We start from the raw sequence: 18,015 nt of genomic DNA on the forward strand, positions 1-18,015 counted from the left end.
TCAGTTGGGGGTGTCGGTCGGAGACTCTTCCTTGTCCGCCTCGTCCTCTGGCGGTCGTAGCGCTTGACGCTGGCAGTGATAGCCAAGCAGGAACTCGCCGCTGAGGGCGGCGTCTTTCGTAAAGTCGTCGACAGAAAATGCCGCAATCACATCGTCCATTTGTCTGCTCACGGCATACAGGAAGGCAGGGCGCGTGTTCCGCAAGCGGGTCATGTAGGGCTGCAGACTGAGCTCTATCGTCTTCCAAGTAGAGGATGGCCGATCGGCGAATCGCTGCATCAAACGTGCTGCTGTCGTGTCGCGCTTCTCGCCCGCGACGAAGAGCGCGCGGCTTTCAATGTGCTCGGCAAACGCCAGCAAGCGACCAAACAGGTAGTCGCGGCTGGTTCGTTCTGGTTCCAATGCCATGAAGTAGCTCCTTTGTTTGTAGAACCCTTTGAACAATGCGCAGGCGACGCCCAGGCACTTCTCCCACTCCCAACGCTCGAGGCCGATTCGGTTGGACGCGCGGCGTACGGTTGATGTGAGTAGGTCGAATGGCAGTGGCATGCCATCGACAATGCAAGGCAGCAAGCGCTCGATGGTTGCGACGCGCAAGTTGTCATCCAAGCGACTGCCGTAAGCCATTTCGGCAATGTCACGTGGCGCTGGTGTTCCAACAAACTTGCGATCCTTGCCAAAGTTCTGTGGCCAGGCGAACTGCAGATGCCAAGCTTCTATGCGGTCGAGAAACTCAGAACCTTGCAGCTCGCGGTAGTAGGTGATTGCCATGCGACCTGGCGTTGCTGAGTCGAGTCCGATCACGACCACATCGTCACTTGGATCCAGCACTGCGCGATAGCCTGCGATGGAACTCTTGAGCTTTAGTGCGAAGGCCTGCCCCACACCGACCGCTTCAGGCCTTGGGATATGGTCAGAAGCCGCCCCGTCAAATAGTTCAAATGTGCTTGCAAACGGGTCCGGCACGGGCTTTCCTGAAATCTCCCAAGCTACAAACACCTGATCACCGTTGCGATAGCCTTGGCGGGCCACCAGCCATCTCAAAGCGTTGTGGGCTTTCTGCGTCACCATGAACCCGATACCCAAGGCTTCATCCGCGTCAATGAATCGGCCCCGATAGGTGTAACCCGTGCTGTCATTCGACGAGATCAACTTGGCCTTGTCGCCGCCATGTCTGAGTTTGGCTGGGTGTTGCACAGCCAAGGCGGTTTGTGCACCAGTTGCCATGCAATAGCCGCGTTTTGTCTGGGTGGTCTGGTAATAAGCGATCCAGGCGCTTGTCAAAGATTCGTCTGTCCATGTCGCCGAGTTCGGCTCGTCGCCGATTTCAACGCGCCATCGGATGAAGGCATCCTCCTGCTGCTGGCCGGCAGACATCACTTTGAAGATTGCGGGGGCCTGCGCCTTATCGCCTGACCAACCTTTCAAGAGTTTGCCGGTCTCCGAATCAAGGTGAAGAACGCCAGCTCCGACCAAATCGGCGACCATGCAGCCTTTCTTGATGTAGCCGAGGATGGCGTCAATCTTTGGATGCCCATGAACCGACTTCGCCCAACCCGACAGGGATGCAAGATAGTCTCGATGCGGCTGCTGGACATCCTTTGAATAGCCGGAGGTGACTTCGCCGCCATAGGCCGAATAGTCGCCAGCCAAGTACTGCAGCTTGTCCGCCAGTGGATGGTTGACCGGCTTGCTGCCCGCCCTTCCTCCGGACTCTTCCGTGCAGGGAATCAAGGTTGTGGCCAGCGCCCTTTCGAGCACTGCCGCTCGCTTGAACTGGCCGGTGGCGTCCACCACGATCTCGACTTGGGCGAGTTGAGTCGTGTGGCTGATGGGCATCAACGGGGGTGAGCCTTCCGACTCGCGGCCCTTGCAGTGCTCGTAGGTCGCGTGGAGCATTTGGATCCAGCTCATTCGGCAGCCCCCATCGCGATTGCCTCAGCCTCAGCATCCAACTGCGACTGACCCAGCCCAAACGGCTTCACGCGCATGTCGCGCACAAATTTACGATCCGTGCAGTCTTGCGGATGTTGGAAGCGGATCACGCCATCGACCATGGTGGGACGCCAGAACCGGGCATGGAGTTTGCCGTCACCGCTCTCGTCCGGATAGTCGAATCCGTGAAACATGAGCCCGAATGCCAGTTCACCAGCACCGTCGAGTTCTCCGGAACCTTCGCCAAATGAGCAGGGCTCCACATAGCCCTGACAATCGCGGGTGCCGAGAAAAACGTCTTGTCGTCCACCGCGCTCCACCATGCGTCGCGCAATAGACAGGTGTTTTCCGTGGATGCGATCAGTGCTAAGTTCAGGGCGGTGTTCGTTCCACTCGAAATGCGCGCTGACCTGGTACTCGACATCGGCCAAGAATGTGTAGATAGCCAAGCTGTTGCCGCCACTGAATTCCATCGGCTTGGCCCCCTTGGTCTGCGTTCGTATTCGCTTCATCACCCGAACCGCGTCAATCACCCAGATCAGCGTTGGTTTCCAGTAGATTGATTTGGCGATGCCCTTCAAGGCTTCATAGGTAGGAACGTGATACGAGCACTTCTCGCCACCGACCTTGGTCAATGGATCTGTGAAAAGGGCATAGCGGCCAGACACTTTGAACTCGATGCTGTTGCGATGTTTGTGGTCAGTCATGCAGCGGCTCCATCGGGGATACAGGTTCTGCGCTCAGGCCGAACACGGCGCTGTAATAGCGCTCGTCGAGGCAGAGAATTCGGGTGTCTGGCTTTACTTCATGCAGCGCGCCAGCGTCACTGAGCTTGCGCAGCACGTGCGGGAAGACGTTGACGGTGAACTGCTGCGCGGCGCGCAGCAGCGTGAACTCCAGTTCCACGTCATACGCGGCACAGAGATCCGCAACCAAGGCTCGGCCGGCCTCGCCATACGGCACGATGACGCCCTGGGTCGGCGCATCGATGGCTTTGAATGCCCTGGCAGCAGTCATGAACGCTTGGCGGAAAAACAAATTCGGTGCGGAGTCGTGCCGCGAACTGAACTCATCGACGGCAGCATGATTGCGCGACAGCAAATTGAGCAGCGTGTCTGACTGGGCGATATCGCCCGCAGCCACTGGATAAGTCATGTCGGCTTGTCGCTCAAAGAAGTAGTAGCGGTAGTACGCCGTCAGTGCGGTGGGGCCGATGACGTCGTACTGAAAGCTCGCAGGATCCTGCTGGAAGTCGTCCAGCACCCGCAGCGCCGCATCACGTCCCTTCTGGATGTCGACCAGCTTGTCCAGGCTTTCGTCTTGCGGGTTGACGACATGAACCGTGCCGCGCTCGGCGCGCCCGTTGCGATTGCAGCGTCCGGCCGCTTGCGCGATCGAGTCGAGACCCGCCATGAAACGGATGACAGTTCCGAAGTCCACATCGACGCCGGCTTCGATCAACTGTGTACTCACACACAGCACCGGCTTGTGCGACGCCAATCGCGTCCTCAGTTTGGCAAGCTCGTGCTTGCGGTGCGCCGGACACATATCCGTGCTGAGATGGCACAGAGCGGCATCCTGAATATCCACCAACTGGGCGCACAGTTCGAAGACACGTCGAGCTGCCGCCTTGGTGTTGACGATCACTAGGCAACTGCCGCTACGCCGCATCTCTGAGGCCGCCAAGTCAGCGACTTCCTGATCGGACCATCCGCCGGGCTTGCGCGCGTCATTGACCGTCACGCGCTTGAGTTGCTCGAACAAGCGATGCTTGTCCGGCATCAGTTCATGGTCGGGTGCTAGCCGCACGGCACCTTTGTCCTGGGCCACCTGGTGCAGCAGTGGCTGGGTCGCCGTGCAAAGAACAACGGTGCTGTCTCCCTGCGCGGTCAGAAAGTTGATGGCGTTGTTGAATAGATGCGCGCACTTGATCGGCAGTGTCTGGACCTCGTCGAAGATCAGCACAGCGCGAGAAAGTTGGTGCATGCGGCGGGCACCACGGGTGCCCGCACCAAACAGGGCTTCGAGTAACTGAACCATGGTGGTGTAGACCACCGGGGCATCCCAGTTCTCGCACAGAACCTTCTCACGCCAGGTCTGCTGTTCCGGGGTCACGCTGCCGTGGTGTTCCAGGACGATGCGGCCCCGATCAGAAGGGGCATCGTGTGGTTCGAGAATCTGGCGAACCACCTGGGCGTTCTGGTCAATGATGGACGTGAAAGGGATTACGTAAATGATCCTGTCGAGTCCTCGCAGCTGGGCATGATGAAGCGCGAAACGGAGGCTGGCGAGGGTCTTGCCTCCTCCAGTGGGAACGGTCAATGTGTAAGCGCCTGCGGGTCGAGTTGCTGCCTGTCGACAGTGCTCGGATATGTCTTGACGTAGATGGTCGATAGGGCTGCTCGGCGTCAACTCGCGCAGGTGGTGCTCCAGTCGATCAATAAGGATGGGCCAGCCTGCGTAGTCGCCAATCGGCCGAAACGCGCGAGTGCGCCGATGCTCGAAGTCCGCCGTATCGATGCGATCTGCGTCGAGCAAGCAGCTGAAGATGAATCTGACCAACAGACCGACCTGCTGGAGCCCCGCTTGTGGGCCTGCGCTTTGCCGACCGATAGATTGAAGACGGTTGTTTAGCAGTGCGACCACTTCGCCGCGGGCGAGCAGCTGCTCACAGGGGTCCAGGATCGCTCGGTCGCAAGCTTGCTCCACCTCGCTGAGATGCGTCTGCTGTTGCGCCTTGCTCATGCGTCGGCTGAACAGGTCTTCGCCAAAGTTGGATTTGCTGGCGCCGATGCAGTCAACGAGGCCGGAGTGGTGAGACGCGATGCAGAGTGACAGCATCTGTGCGGCGATGCGCTCTTGAGGTCCCTTGCCACTTAGCCGGTGCCAAATCAGCTGTGCACCTGCTGTGGAGTGGTCAACCTTGCCCTTCAAGCTGGCAGCGTCTACCCAATCCTCGTCTTCATCTTGGTTGAGTTCGCCGATTGCCGACTTCAGGTAGGCCTGAAACGCTTGGCTGTACTTTCCCAGATCATGAAGTAGACCCAGCAGCAGCCCTGCGTCTTGAAGTCCTAGTTTGGCGGCAAACCCGCTCGCCAACTGCCCAACCCCTTTCAGATGCTCTTCGAGAGGCTGCCAGCTTCCATCGGCTTGCCTGTGGTGAGCGACGAATCTCGGCTGGTTCATCAGTGCTTCTCCCTCTTCATCGAAGAAGCATCGTCCCAGCCGGCTGGCTCACCAGGTGAGCTAGCGCAGCAAGGTATTTGTCCTGAAGTTGTCAACCGTGCGCAAAGCGCCCGGCCTGACGTTGGCCAGCCCATTTGCAAATCCTCCCTCTTGGTCTTTGCCAAGTGGCCGCAGCTTGCCAGCGGTTGTATGACTTGTCCTCAGGGTTTGTTCGCTGGAGGGCATCCAACGCGCGAACGGCGCGCAAATCGCCCCCGCCTCAGTCTTGCAGACCGCGCTTGTCGCGCGCGACGCGCCAAGCTCTTCGCCGGGCGTCGTTTCAGCCCCCGGCTGAACCTCTGTCCCGGCTCAGCGCCGCCCGAACATCATCTGCCGAGCCAGAGCGTTCTTCAGCGGGGGCAGGGCTTGCAGGGCGGCCAGGCCCAGGCCGCGGGCGATGGGCAGGCCGGGCCAGCGCCAGGCAAAGCTGCGGGCCAGGAAGTCGGTGGTGGCGATCATGCTCCAGCGGTCGGGTGCGCGCTGCCATTCCACGCTGTTCAGGGCGCGGTCCAGATCGGCCTGGTCGCGCAGGGCCTGGACCAGGGCATAGGCGTCGCGCAGGCCCAGGTTCAGGCCTTGGCCGGCCACCGGGTGCAGGGTCTGGGCGGCATTGCCGATGCGCACGGTGCGGCCGCTCACCAGGCTGCGCTCGGCGTTCAGGCCCAGCGGGAAGCATTTGAGCGGCGAGATGCCCTGCAGGCGCCCCACGCGCTCGGGCAGCAGGCTCTGGATCACGGTGAGGCGCTGCGCGTCGCTGAGGGTGGCGATCTCGTCTTCTTCCTGCGGCATGCACCAGACCAGGGCCGCGCGGCGCTGGCCCTCGCGGGGTGTCAGGGGCAGCAGGGCCAGGGGGCCGTTGCGGGTGAAGCGCTCGTAGGCCAGGCCGGCCGGGCTGTCGGGGGCCAGGGTCAGGGTGCCCACCCAGGCGTTCTGCTGGTAGTCATGGCTCAGGCTCTTGCGCGACTGCTCGGCAAACACGCCGCCCTCGGCCACCACGGCCAGGTCATAGGCCTCGACGATGCCGGCATCGATCTCAAGGCCGCGCTCCATGGGCTTGATGGCGGCCACGGCCTGGCCGAAGCGGCTGATCAGGCGCTGCGGCTCGCGGGCCACGGCGGCCTGCCAGGCGGCTTGCAGGGGGGCGACCAGCTGACCGTAGCTGAGCACGGCGCCCAGCTGGGGCTGGCCCAGCTCACGCGCGCTCAGGCGCACCACGGGCTCACCCTCGGCGCCGAAGAGCGGGTGTCGCAGCGCGGGCGCGGCCTGGCTGACATGCACCTCCTGGATGGGCTGGGCGACGTCGCCGGGCCAGGCGCCCAGGCGCTGCAGCAGCTGCACGCTGCCCAGGGCCAGGGCCAGGGTGCGCGGATCGCCGCTGACATCGCGTTCCAGCGGCCGGGCATCGAAGAGCGTGATCTGGGCCTGGGGCAGGCTGCGTGCGGCCAGCAGGGCCAGGGTCAGGCCGGCCGGTCCGGCGCCGACCACGGCCAGGCGCAGCGGGGCGCGGCTGGCAAGAGGGGCGGCTGGGTCGGAGGCGGTGGGCATGGGTCTTGAGCGTGTTGCGGGGCGAGATGGCGGGACTATAGCCAGCCCGCGCCGGGCGAAAAAAAGCCCCGCCGCGGGCGGGGCTCCTTGAGTGCACATTGAAGGCTTGTGCCGCGCCCTCGCTCAGCTGGCGCAGGCGCCCCAGGTCTTGCCCTGGTCCGTGCTGCAGTCCTTGCGGCTGGTGCCGTCGGCCTGGACGCTGCTGCGGGTCCAAGGGCCGGTGTTGCTCTTCTCGATCGTGATGCGCAGCTGGCTGTCGTCGGTGGAGCGCTTGAGCCAGCTGTACACGGGGAGCTTGACCTCGTCCTCGAAGCGGTAGCCGCTGGCGGCCATGCGCTGGACCACGCTGGCGAAGTCCAGCTGGGCGCTCTTGCCCTGCAGCCGCTCCCAGTCCTTGAGCAAGGCGTGCTCGGGCTGCTCGGCGTAGAAGCGCAGATTGCTCAGATAGGACACCCGGCCCACCTGGTAGTCGGTGTAGTACTCGCGCAGGCCCACGGGGCCGGGGCTGGCCGCATGGGCCGCGTTGAAGCAGGCTTGCGGGTCGGCCTCGCGCTTGGGGTCCTCGTAGTGCACCACCAGCTCGTAACGCACGCCGTCCTTGCTTTGCTCCACAGCTTCGTTGAGCTTGCACAGGTAGTCGCTGCCGTCGTTCTGGAAGTTGTAGGCGGTGCGGGTGGTCTTGAGCGTGGCGCTGCCCCAGGGCTGGTTGTCCTGGCGACGCAGATTGAGCACGCGCTGGATCTTGCTCAGGCTCTCGTCCAGCACCACCCATTCATTGAGGTAGCCGCTGGGGAGCCAGACCGAGGCGTTGCGATACCAGACACCGGCCTGGTCGTCGAACTGCCGCGTGCCGCGGCCGCGGTAGACCTCGGCGCGGATGAAGGTGGCGTCGGGGTACTGGGTGTGCAGCTGGCGCTTGTAGGCGTAGCCGGCCTTCAGACCCTTGACGATGTCCTGGGCCAGCTTGTAGCTCTGCTCGTCCTTGGACTTGATGAAGTCGTCGTGGATGCGTGCCTCGGAGAGGTTGTGGCGGCTCACCAGCTCGCCCATCACGGTGCGGATTTCGTTGACCAGCTTTTCGCGCAGCTGCTGGTCTGCACGCAGCTGCTCACAGCTGCTGAGATTGGGCGTGCTGGCGCTGAGGCGGGTGCGTACCTGGTCCCAGATCGCCGAGGTCAGCGGCGAGATGTGCAGCACCTGGTCCACGCTGATGGGCTGCAGGCGCGGGGCGATGGCCATCTGATAGGCCTCCTTCACCGGGCCGCTGTCCTCGTCGGTGGCGCCCACGGGCACGTCGACGTAGAGCGTGGCGTAGGGCAGGCATGCGCGCTGGGCCTCGCTCAGCTCCAGCTGGTAGGCGCCGGCGGCCTGGGAGACGGTGGAGGGCTCGTCGGCGTCCTTCACGTGGTTGCCGTTGACGTCCAGCCAGACGGTGGCACCGCTCACATAGCCATCGATCACCTTGCCGCCCACCGCGGCCATGGGGCTGGGCTTGCTGGGCGTCGGCGTGGCGGGTGTGCTGCTTGCGCCCTCGCTGCCACCACCGCCCCCACCGCCGCAGCCCGTGCCCATCAGGGCGATCAGACCTGCGGCGCCCAGCGCGCTCCAGCGCTGGCTGTACCGGCTCATGACCATCTGTTCCTCAATTCACTTTGAACGAAAGTGCGGGAGTCTAGGCAGATGAGCCGGCGCCCCTCACAGGGTAGACCCTCGGCCACCCATGGGGGGGGCGCGCGTTCCTCGCCCCGCCGTGCGGCGACTCAGGCCGCGACCAGCTTGCGCTGACCGGCGCCCGGCAGCACCTTGAGGCTCTTGCCCAGGCTAGCGCTGAACTCGCGGCTGGTGACGGTGTTGACGAAGATCCAGTCGCTGCGGCACTCGGCGGGCGTGGCCGTCACGACCATGTAGCCGCGGCGCGAGGTGTCGCAGTACTCCAGCGGGCCGATCAGCTGGGTGAGCGCGGCGGCCAGGGTCTGGGGGTTCTCCTTGGGCAGATAGGTCTCGAAGCCCGGCGAGCTGACGGAGGAAGTGGCGAACTCCACGCCGATCTGCTTGCCGCTGCGGTCCTTGAGATCGCTGGCCCAGGCGTTGTGCGTATCGCCGGCCAGCACCACCAGGTTCTTGTCCAGCTGGCTGGCCGTGGCCAGCAGGGTCTCGCGGGCCACGGCATAGCCGTCCCAGGCATCGAGGTTGTAGGGGATGCTGGGCTGGGCCAGGATGGCGCGCTCCTGGGCCGTGAGGCTGGCCGGATTGCTCTGGGCCTTGGCGGCGATGGCGGCGTACACACCCACCGAGACGCCCGTGCCGGGATTGTTGGCCTCGAAGAGGATGGGGGCCGGGATGTCCATGCGGCCCATCAGCACCTGCTGGCCCAGCACCTGCCAGGTGGCGCGCGAGCCGGCCAGCTGCTGCTGCAGCCACTGCGTCTGGGCGGCGCCCAGCAGCTGGCGGTCGCTGCGTGCCATATCGGCCTGGAAGGCCGTGGCGTTGAAGCTGCCCTTGGCGTCGATATAGCGGGCGTAGTCCAGCTGCTCGTCACGGCCAATCACGCGGGTGTCCAGCATATGCAGGGCCAGCAGATCGCCGAAGGCGAAGCTGCGGTAGATCTGCTCGCGGTTGCTGGCGCTGCGGATGGGCAGCCACTCGTGGAAGGCCTGGATGGCGGCGGCCTTGCGGGCGGCGAAGTCGCCCTCGGTGGCCGGCTGGTGGTTCTCGGCGCCGTTCTTCCAGGTGTCGTTGGTGATCTCGTGGTCATCCCAGACGGCGATCATGGGCAGGGCGGCGTGCAGGGCCTGCAGATCGGCATCGCTGCGGTACTGGGCGTAGCGGCGGCGGTAGTCGTCCAGGCTGGTGATCTCCTTGGCCGGCTCCACCTCGCGGCCCATGGCCTTGGCCTTGTCGCTGGCATAGCCGTCGCGGCCGTATTCATAGATGTAGTCGCCCAGATGCAGGGCCACATCCACGGCCTCGGCCTCGGCGCGGCGGGCCAGATCGGCATAGACATTGAAGTAGCCGGCCGGGTAGTTGGAGCAGGAGAACACGGCCAGCTTGACCTGGTTCACCGCGCCCTGGGGCAGGGTGCGGGTGCGGCCCACGGGCGAGGTCTGGCCATAGGCGGCAAAGCGGTACCAGTAGCGCTGGCCGGGCTTCAGGCCGGTGGCGTCCACCTTGACGCAGAAGTCGCTGGCGGCGCTGGCCAGGGTGTTGCCGCTGGCGACCAGGGTGGCGAAGTTGGCATCGCTGGCCACTTCCCAGCGCAGGGGGATGTCGCGCAGATCGGCGCTGTCCTGAGCGCGCACGCGGGTCCAGAGGATCACGCGGTCGGCCAGGGGGTCGCCGCTGGCCACGCCATGGGCGAAGCTCACCGCAATATCGCTGTCGCCGCCACCGCAGCCGGGCAGGCCGACCAGGGCGCCAGCGGCCAGGGCCAGACCACCGCGCACAAAGTCGCGGCGGCGGGGTTCTTGGGCTTGAAGAAGATTGTGCAAGGGCTTGCTCATGGCGGGGCTCCCGGGGTGGACTGCAAAGGCGCGGATTCTTCGTGCGTCCCGTGACAGTTGCGCGACAAGGCTGCGACGGTCCCGCCGCTGTTGCGCTACCCTCACGCCCATCGTTTTTGGAGTGAGTTCCCTAGCATGCAATACCGTCGTCTGGGCCGCAGCGGCCTGCAGGTGTCCGAGCTCTCCCTGGGCTCCTGGGTCACGTACCACAAGCAGGTGGACACCGCGGCGGCGGTGGAGATGCTGGCGGCCGCCTTCGACGCCGGGGTCAACTTCTTCGACAACGCCGAGGTCTACGCCCTGGGCAAGAGCGAGGAGATCATGGGCGCGGCCTTCAAGCGCCTGGGCTGGGGCCGGCATCGCTATGTGGTGTCCACCAAGTTCTTCTGGGGCCTGGACCGCGAGGCCGAGCCCAGCGTGAACTTCCGCGATACGCTCAACCGCAAATACCTGATGCAGGCCATGGATGCCTCGCTCAAGCGCCTGCAGCTGGACTTTGTGGACCTGATCTACTGCCACCGCCCCGACCCTCACACCCCCATCGAGGAAACCGTGTGGGCCATGAGCGACCTGATCCGCCAGGGCAAGGCGCTCTACTGGGGCACCAGCGAGTGGAGCGCGGCCGATATCCGCGCCGCCTGGGAGATTGCCGAGCGCCACCATCTGCACAAGCCGGTGATGGAGCAGCCCCAGTACAACCTCTTTCACCGCAAGCGGGTGGAGCAGGAGTACGCCCGGCTGTACGAGGACATGGGCCTGGGCCTGACCACCTGGAGCCCGCTGGCCTCGGGCCTGCTCACCGGCAAGTACCGCAGCGGCATTCCGGAGGGCACACGCGGCGCCATGGAAAACATGGCCTGGCTGCGCGAGCAGCTGCAGGACCCCGCCAAGAACGCCGCCGTGGCGCAGCTGGAGGCCCTGGCCGCCGAGCTGGGCGGCAACGTGGCCCAGCTGGCCATCGCCTGGGTGAACCGCAACCCGCGCGTCTCCACCGTCATCCTGGGCGCCAGCAAGCTGTCTCAGCTTCAGGACAATCTGGGCGCCCTGGCCCTGACCCCCAAGCTCACGCCCGAGCTGCTGGCTCGCATGGACGAGATCTGCCTGCCGCTGGCGCAGTGAGGCGCCGCAGGCCTTCGGCCCTCGCCAGCCGCAGCTCGGACCGCGACTAGGATTGGGCATGTCTTTGCTCCTGAGCGTCAGCCGGCAGCTTGTGCTGGGCCATTGCACGCTGCTGCTGGCCAGCATGCTGTTGCTGTGTGCGGGGCCGGCGCCAGCGGAACCGGAGCCGGTCACCCCACGGTTTGTCACCGTGGGCGATGCGAGCACCGTGCCGCAGAGCGTGGTCTCGGCCCTGGCCGAGGATCAGCAGGGCCTGTTGTGGATCGGCACGGGCGCGGGCCTGGTGCGCTATGACGGGCATGGCTTCCGGCAGCTGCGGATCCAGAGCCAGCTGCAGAAGACCGGAGCCCTGGGCTTTGTCCGGGTGCTGCACCTGGCGCGAGACGGTCGGCTCTGGGTGGGCACCGAGTCGAACGGTCTGGTGGTCGTGGAGCCGCACAGCGAGAGCCTGCAGGTCTACCGGCATGACCCGGCCCTGCCCGAAGGCATGCCCGCGGGCACGGTGCGCAGCCTGGCGGAGGATGCCCAGGGCGGCATCTGGATCGGCACCATAGGCCATGGCCTGGCCCGCCTGGACCCGGCCAGCGGCCGCTTCAGCCATATCCAGCGCGCACAGGCCGCCTCGGGGCTGAAGGACGATCGCATACCGGCCCTGCTGATCGACAAGGCGGGCACGCTCTGGGTGGGCACCTGGTCGGGCTTGCAGCGACGCGAAGTGGGTGCCGAGCGCTTCGAGCCCATGGCGCCCGAGCTGGCGGGGCAGATGGTGGCCAGCCTGTTCCAGACCATGGAAGGCCGCATCTGGGCGGGTACACAGCAGGGCGGGCTGCTGCTGCTGGATGCCCAGGGCCGCAGCCTGCGTCTGCTTTCGCGCCCCGAGGAGGGGGGTGGCCCAGTGCATGGCCTGATGGAGCTGGAGGACGGCCGGGTCTGGGTGGCGCGCGGCAGCGGCATCGAGCTGCGTGATCGCGACGGGGCGCTGCTGCGCCGCATCGTCCATGCCCGCCTCGATCCACTGGGCCTGGGCAGCAACGAGGTGCGCGCCCTGCTGCTCGACCGTGCCGGCTGGGTCTGGGTGGGCAGCTATGGCGGTGGCTTGCAGCGCCACAACCCGCAGGACACGGGCATCCGGGTCCGCGGTCCCGAGGGCCGGCCGGGCAGCGCGTTCGAGGATGCCAATGCGCGCAGCCTGCTGCAGCTGGACACGGGGCAGATCTGGGTGGGCACGGGCGAGCGGGGGCTGGCCGTGCTGGACGAGCGTCTGCGCCTGATCGGCGAGCTGCAGCCGGGGCAGGGCGGCTTCGCAGGGCGGCGCATCGGCGGCATGGCCCAGACCCGTGACGGCCGCATCTGGCTGGGCGCCGATACCGAGCTCTATGAGCTGGACCGCCAGCGGCGCGTGCTGCAGCGCCAGAGCCTGGGTTCGGGGCGGGTGCGTCGCATGCTGGCCGGTGCGGATGGCGAGCTCTGGGTGGCAACCCAGGATGGCTTGCTGCGCCTGCAGCAGGGACAGCTGCGGCGCCTGGAGCTGGAGGGGGGAGACCGCCTGAGCGGCGACGTCAATGCCCTGGTCCAGGACGCCGAGGGCGGCCTCTGGGTGGGCACCGAGCAGGGGCTGCTGCGGCTGCCGCCCGGCGGCGCTGCGCTGCAGCGCGTGCCCGCCCGCCCGGGCGCGGCGCTGGCACCCGGCGCGGTGCTGGGCCTGCTGCTGGATCGCAGCGGCCGACTCTGGGTGGACACGGCCGAGGGCCTGCACCGCATGCGCAGCTGGGACGGGCGCGAGGCCAGTTTCGAGGCCGTGGAAACGGGCTTTGTCGGGCGATCCTTCGGCGCCAATCTGCTGGAGGATGGCCAGGGCCGCATCTGGTCCCAGCAGTTCGTGCACGACCCGGCCTCCGGCAGCACGCATGAACTGACCCCCGCCGACGGCGCGGACATTGGAACGGGCTGGTTCCGTGCCTATGTGCAGCTGCGCGATGGGCGCATGCTCTTTGGCGGCAGCAAGGGGCTGCTGGTGGTGGAGCCCCAGCGCTATGCGCCCTGGAGCTATGAGCCGCCGCTGGTGGTGTCCGAGCTGTTGGTGGATGGGCAGCCCCGGGGCCTGGGCGAGCTGCGCCAAGGCCTGGTGCTGCGCCCCGGTGAGCGGCGTTTTGCCATCGAGTTCGCGGCCCTGGACTACAGCGCGCCGCAGCGCAGCAGCTATGCCTACCGCTTGCAGGGCTATGAGAGCGACTGGATCAGCAGCCAGGCCAATGTGCGCGTGGCGGCTTACGGCAATCTGCCGCCAGGGCAGTACACCCTGCAGGTGCGCGCCACCAACCGCAGCGGCCTGTGGAGCCGGCATGAGCTGGCCATTCCGGTGCGGGTGGAGCCCGCCTGGTGGCAGCAGTGGTGGCTGCGCGCCCTGGGCCTGCTGCTCGCCCTGGCGGCCATGGTGGGCGTGGTGCAGCTGCGTACCCTGGTGCTGCGCCGCCGTCAGGCCCAGCTGGAGGCGCGGGTGCGCGAGCGCACGGCGGAGTTGGAGGCCGCCACGCGGGCGCTGCAGGAGGCCAGCCTCACCGATCCGCTCACCGGCCTGCGCAATCGCCGCTTTCTGGATCGGCATATCGAGCAGGACATCGCCCTGGCCCTGCGCCGGTATGAGACCGCGCGCCGCCAGGGCGAGAGTCCGGTCGAGGGGGGAGATCTGCTTTTCTTCCTGGTCGATCTGGACCGCTTCAAGGACTTGAACGACAGCCGCGGTCATGCCGCGGGGGATGCGGTGCTGCAGCAGATGCGCGGCCGGCTCAGCCAGGTGTTTCGCGACAGCGACTACCTGCTGCGCTGGGGCGGGGAGGAGTTTCTCATCGTGGCGCGCGAGACCTCGCGCCGGCATGCGGTGGAGCTGGCTGAGCGTGCTCGCGCCGCCGTCTCGGATCAGCCCTTTGAGCTGGGCGGCGGGGCCCGTGTGTCCATGAGCTGCTCGATTGGCTTTGTGGCCTTCCCGCTGCTGTCCGAGCTGCCGCGCGCCCTGGACTGGCCCCTGACCCTGGGTCTGGCGGATGCGGCGCTCTACCAAGCCAAGAGGGATGGGCGCAATACCTGGGTGGGCCTGACCGAGCTGCCCTGGCGCGATGAGTACAGCCTGCGCCCCTGGTTGCGACGTGCGCCCAGCGAATGGCTGGACAGCGGGGAGCTGCGCCTGCTCAGGCCGGCCCCGCACTGAGCCCGCTCAAGGCCTGGTGCCGGCGTTGAGCGCGGCCAGGCGCTGCGGCGTGCCCACATCGGTCCAGGGGCCGCGGTAGTGGCGGGCGCCCAGGCGGCCCTGCGCGATGGCGGCCTCCAGATAGGGGCGCAGACGGGCGGCCTGGCCCGGGGGCACGTTGGCGAAAAACTCGCGCCGGTACAGGCCCACACAGGACCAGGTGTAGCGCCGCGGCGCGTTCAGCAGGGCCAGGCCCTCGGGGCTGATGCCGAAGTCGCCATGCGGATGGTGTTCGGGGTTGTCCACCATCCAGAGCTCGGCCAGGCGCGGGCCCTGCACGAATTGCCGGGCGGCCTCGGTGTCGAATTCAAAGTCGGGCAGAAAGACATCGCCCGAGACCACCCAGAAGCTCTCGTCGCCATCGGCGGTGAGCTGGGGCAGGGCGCGGGCGATGCCTCCGGCCGTTTCCAGCGCGCCGCCGCAGTCGCGGCCCTCAAAGCTGTAGTGCAGGCGCAGGCCCCAGCGGCTGCCATCGCCCAGGGCAGCGGGGAACTGTTCTTCCAGCCAGGCGCAGTTGATGACGATGTCGCGCACGCCGGCGCGGGCCAGGGCCTCGAGATGCCAGACGATGAGCGGCTTGCCCTGCACCGGGATCAGGGGCTTGGGGCAGTGGTCGGTCAGCGGCCGCAGGCGCTCCCCGCGCCCGGCCGCGAGGATGATGGCTCGCATGGGCGGCGAGTGTAGCGAGGCCGGCGCGGCGGCCAGATCGGGCGGCTTACTTGCTCTTGGGCCCGGCCACCGGGACCCAGACCTTGAAGCAGGTGCCCTGGCCCGGTGTTGAAACGACCTCGATCACCCCGCTGTGCTTCTGCACGATGGAGAAAGCCAGGGACAGACCCAGCCCCGTGCCCTGACCGACAGGCTTGGTCGTGAAGAAGGGTTCGAAGATGCGCCGCTGCACCTCAGGGGGCATGCCCTTGCCGTTGTCGGCCACCTCGATCCACACGCCCTGTCGCCCATCGCGAGCCTCGCAGCCGCTGCGCAGCGAGATGAGGCCGCGCTTGCCTTCCATGGCATGTGCCGCATTGACGATCAAGTTCATGAACACCTGGTTGAGCTGCCCAGCCAGACAGCGCACGGGAGGCAGCTGACCGTAGTGCCGTTCCACATCGGCGCGGTACTTGACCTCGTTCATCACCACATTCAGCGTGGACTCGATGCCGGCGTTGATGTCCGCATCCTGCCAGTCCGCCGAATCCACCCGCGAGAAGTCTTTCAGGTCCTGCACGATCTTCTTGACCCGGCTCAGGCCATCCTCGCTCTCGCGCAGCAGCTCCGGCAGGTCTTCGGCGATGTAGTCAAGATCGGCAGCCTGCTCAAGCGCGCCGATCTCGGGGTCCGCCAACAGCTCGTCGCGATGGCGACCATAGGCAGAGACCAGCTTGAGCAAGGCTTCGACATAGCGCCGCAGCGATCCCAGGTTGGAGCTCACAAAGCCGATCGGATTGTTGATCTCGTGCGCTACGCCAGCGGCCAACTGACCGATGGAGGCCATCTTCTCGGACTGGAGCAGCTGGTTCTGGGCCTCTTCCAGGCGGCGGTTGGTTTCCTTGATGTTGCGGTAATTGAGCACCAGCTGCTCCTGGGCGCGCATGACCTCGGTGCGGTCTTGCAGCAGCCACCAGACCGAGGCCTGGGGGTCTTCCGCATTGGTGGTGTAGGCGATCATCTGCACCCAGATGGGCGTACCGTGCTCGGTCTTGAGGCGCATCTCGTGGCTGAGTGAGCGGCCTTGCGCCAAGGTGTCCCGCATCAGTCGGCTGAGTTCCTTGAAGCCGTCCTCGTCAAGGAAGAAGCGCTTGGCATCCAGCTCTCCGCAGACGGATTCTTCCAGCTCAAAGATCTCGACAAACTTGCGGTTGCAGCGCGTGATGTGGGTGCCGCGGGTGGCGATGATACCCACGGAGGCGTTTTCCAGGAAGGCATCGAGCTCGTGATTGCTCAGCAGCAGCTCGGCGGTGCGCTGGGCCACCATGGACTCCAGCTCGGCCTGGTGCCGGCGCAGCTGCTCTTCGGCCGTGCGTCGCGCGGTCACATCCAGCAGCGTTTCAATGGCGCCCACCACCCGGCCCTCGATGTCTCGCAGTGGCGTGGCCGTGAAGGAAACCCAGCGGTCCTTGCCGCCCAGGTTCTCGAAAAATCCCTCGCATTCCCAGGTGTCGGGCAGGGTCGCATGGGCATGCAGCTGGGGGCCGTACTGGGCGGGGCCGTCACGCTCCACGGTGCCGTCCACCACCATATCGGCCAGCACCGGCCTTGGGCTGGTCGAGAAGGCGCGCCAGGCCTCCTTGCGTCCGATGAGCTCGTGAGCCGCTACACCCACTAGGCGCGCTGCGGCTGCATTCCAATGCGTGACGCGATGGTTGGCATCGATCACGAAGGTGGGCACCGGATCGCTTTCAATGATCTGCTGCATGGCGCGCCCCATTTCCAGCAGGCTGTTCTGCACATGGCGAATGTCGCTGAGGTCCTGGCAGGTCAGCACAACCAGGCCCGGCCCGACGCCCTCGCTGCGCAGGTATTGGGCCGTCACCTCGAGATAGCGCCGCGTTCCGCCCGCGCTCAGGGCCTCGATTTCCAAGGCAGGCATGGCCTCGGCACTGGCCAGGCAGCGCAGCCCGTAGTCGCGCAGCATGGCTTGCTGCTGCGGTTCTGCCCAATGTTCGGGGGCGAGCAGCTCAAGCTCCGCGCCGCTGCGACCGATCAATCGCTGCATCGCGCTGTTGGCATAGCTGATGCGCTGCCCATCGTGGACCAGCACCGGAGCGGCCACAGCCTCCAGGGCGGCCGCCAGTCCAAACGCAACTGGGCCGCCCCTGGGAAGCTCGTGAGCCGCATTCATGGCCACACGCTGTCCTGCCCCATGGGGTCGAGGACATAAGCGCCGTCGTCGCTCCACTGGACCTTGGTGATCCCTGGTTCCAGGCGTTCCAGCCGGCGACGCTCTGCCTCCTGGGGGCTGATATCACCCTGGGCCAGGCGCTGCTGCTCGGCGAGGATTTCGGTCTCGCGCGCCGACTTTTGCTCCTGGAGCAGGGCGCGAACCCCGTACAGCAGCTCGCGCTCGTTCCAGGGCTTGGTGAAGAAGCGCGTGATCTGCGCTTCGTTGATGGCGGCCAGCAGGCCCTCGCTGTCGGTGTAGCCGGACAGAATCACGCGGCGGCAGTGGGGCTGCAGTTCGCGCAGCTGGGCCAACAAGCGCGCGCCGCTCATGCCGGGCATGCGGTAGTCGCTGATGACCAAGTCAAAGTGCTGCTCACAGCTGCGTGCCAGCGCGGCTTCGGGATCGGTGAAGGTCTCGACCTGCAATGCCGGCCATAAACCTTCTGCCGTGCCTTGTCGCAGTGAGCGGAACAAGGCCTTGACGATGCTGGGCTCATCATCGACAAGCAAGATTCGGTGCGGCACCTGACTCATGACGGCATACCTCCTGGGGCTGGGGTTTGT

Annotated in this window: 11 protein-coding genes; 2 read left to right on the forward strand and 9 right to left on the reverse strand. The window is 66.0% G+C overall.

Features of this window, described 5'->3' with window-relative positions; all coding sequences use genetic code 11:
• From cas8c to DFR39_RS04255, 6 genes are all read right to left on the reverse strand, one after another.
• The gene (gene cas8c, locus DFR39_RS04230) at positions 1-1,914 is read right to left on the reverse strand and encodes a type I-C CRISPR-associated protein Cas8c/Csd1 (protein WP_133602263.1); all 1,914 of its coding nucleotides are present in this window, start codon (positions 1,912-1,914) and stop codon (positions 1-3) included.
• A complete protein-coding gene (cas5c, locus tag DFR39_RS04235) occupies positions 1,911-2,642 on the reverse strand; it encodes a type I-C CRISPR-associated protein Cas5c (RefSeq protein WP_133602264.1) in 732 nt (243 codons plus the stop codon). Before cas5c ends, cas8c begins: the two co-directional genes overlap by 4 nt.
• Positions 2,635-5,121 carry a CRISPR-associated helicase Cas3' gene (cas3, locus tag DFR39_RS04240; RefSeq protein WP_133602265.1) on the reverse strand — a complete coding sequence of 829 codons (2,487 nt, stop codon included), beginning with the start codon at positions 5,119-5,121 and terminating at the stop codon, positions 2,635-2,637. The genes cas5c and cas3 overlap by 8 nt, the downstream gene beginning before the upstream one ends.
• Positions 5,122-5,469: 348 nt before the next feature.
• Positions 5,470-6,705 carry an FAD-dependent monooxygenase gene (locus DFR39_RS04245; RefSeq protein ID WP_133602266.1) on the reverse strand — a complete coding sequence of 412 codons (1,236 nt, stop codon included), beginning with the start codon at positions 6,703-6,705 and terminating at the stop codon, positions 5,470-5,472.
• A 123-nt stretch (positions 6,706-6,828) separates the two neighbouring features.
• Positions 6,829-8,334 (reverse strand): hypothetical protein, encoded by a 1,506-nt coding sequence (locus tag DFR39_RS04250; protein ID WP_133602267.1) that lies wholly within the window; start codon positions 8,332-8,334, stop codon positions 6,829-6,831.
• 131 nt (positions 8,335-8,465) lie between these two features.
• A complete protein-coding gene (locus DFR39_RS04255) occupies positions 8,466-10,205 on the reverse strand; it encodes an alkaline phosphatase D family protein (protein WP_133602268.1) in 1,740 nt (579 codons plus the stop codon).
• A gap of 135 nt (positions 10,206-10,340) precedes the next feature.
• Here DFR39_RS04255 and DFR39_RS04260 point away from each other — a divergent pair, with 135 nt between their 5' ends.
• Positions 10,341-11,324 carry a potassium channel beta subunit family protein gene (locus DFR39_RS04260; protein WP_133602269.1) on the forward strand — a complete coding sequence of 328 codons (984 nt, stop codon included), beginning with the start codon at positions 10,341-10,343 and terminating at the stop codon, positions 11,322-11,324.
• A 58-nt stretch (positions 11,325-11,382) separates the two neighbouring features.
• A complete protein-coding gene (locus tag DFR39_RS04265) occupies positions 11,383-14,529 on the forward strand; it encodes a ligand-binding sensor domain-containing diguanylate cyclase (protein ID WP_133602270.1) in 3,147 nt (1,048 codons plus the stop codon).
• A gap of 6 nt (positions 14,530-14,535) precedes the next feature.
• On the opposite strand, the gene murU is transcribed toward DFR39_RS04265, so the two are convergent.
• Genes murU through DFR39_RS04280 form a run of 3 tightly spaced genes read right to left on the reverse strand, consistent with a single transcriptional unit; the run spans position 14,536 to position 17,985 of the window.
• Positions 14,536-15,237 carry an N-acetylmuramate alpha-1-phosphate uridylyltransferase MurU gene (gene murU / locus DFR39_RS04270; protein ID WP_133602271.1) on the reverse strand — a complete coding sequence of 234 codons (702 nt, stop codon included), beginning with the start codon at positions 15,235-15,237 and terminating at the stop codon, positions 14,536-14,538.
• Between the two features lie 46 nt (positions 15,238-15,283).
• The gene (locus DFR39_RS04275; RefSeq protein WP_133602272.1) at positions 15,284-17,410 is read right to left on the reverse strand and encodes a PAS domain S-box protein; all 2,127 of its coding nucleotides are present in this window, start codon (positions 17,408-17,410) and stop codon (positions 15,284-15,286) included.
• Positions 17,407-17,985 (reverse strand): response regulator, encoded by a 579-nt coding sequence (locus DFR39_RS04280; protein WP_133602273.1) that lies wholly within the window; start codon positions 17,983-17,985, stop codon positions 17,407-17,409. Before DFR39_RS04280 ends, DFR39_RS04275 begins: the two co-directional genes overlap by 4 nt.
• Positions 17,986-18,015: the final 30 nt, after the last annotated feature.

Source organism: Roseateles asaccharophilus (assembly GCF_004362405.1).
GTDB classification, from domain to species: Bacteria; Pseudomonadota; Gammaproteobacteria; order Burkholderiales; family Burkholderiaceae_C; genus Kinneretia; species Kinneretia asaccharophila.

Bases quoted from the DNA above. Each gene is read 5' to 3' on its own strand.
- cas8c (WP_133602263.1), bottom strand. From the start codon at position 1,914: ATGAGCTGGATCCAAATGCTCCACGCGACCTACGAGCACTGCAAGGGC.
- DFR39_RS04275 (WP_133602272.1), bottom strand. From the start codon at position 17,410: ATGAATGCGGCTCACGAGCTTCCCAGGGGCGGCCCAGTTGCGTTTGGA.
- murU (WP_133602271.1), bottom strand. From the start codon at position 15,237: ATGCGAGCCATCATCCTCGCGGCCGGGCGCGGGGAGCGCCTGCGGCCG.
- DFR39_RS04280 (WP_133602273.1), bottom strand. From the start codon at position 17,985: ATGAGTCAGGTGCCGCACCGAATCTTGCTTGTCGATGATGAGCCCAGC.
- cas3 (WP_133602265.1), bottom strand. From the start codon at position 5,121: ATGAACCAGCCGAGATTCGTCGCTCACCACAGGCAAGCCGATGGAAGC.
- cas5c (WP_133602264.1), bottom strand. From the start codon at position 2,642: ATGACTGACCACAAACATCGCAACAGCATCGAGTTCAAAGTGTCTGGC.
- DFR39_RS04260 (WP_133602269.1), top strand. From the start codon at position 10,341: ATGCAATACCGTCGTCTGGGCCGCAGCGGCCTGCAGGTGTCCGAGCTC.
- DFR39_RS04255 (WP_133602268.1), bottom strand. From the start codon at position 10,205: ATGAGCAAGCCCTTGCACAATCTTCTTCAAGCCCAAGAACCCCGCCGC.
- DFR39_RS04250 (WP_133602267.1), bottom strand. From the start codon at position 8,334: ATGAGCCGGTACAGCCAGCGCTGGAGCGCGCTGGGCGCCGCAGGTCTG.
- DFR39_RS04245 (WP_133602266.1), bottom strand. From the start codon at position 6,705: ATGCCCACCGCCTCCGACCCAGCCGCCCCTCTTGCCAGCCGCGCCCCG.
- DFR39_RS04265 (WP_133602270.1), top strand. From the start codon at position 11,383: ATGTCTTTGCTCCTGAGCGTCAGCCGGCAGCTTGTGCTGGGCCATTGC.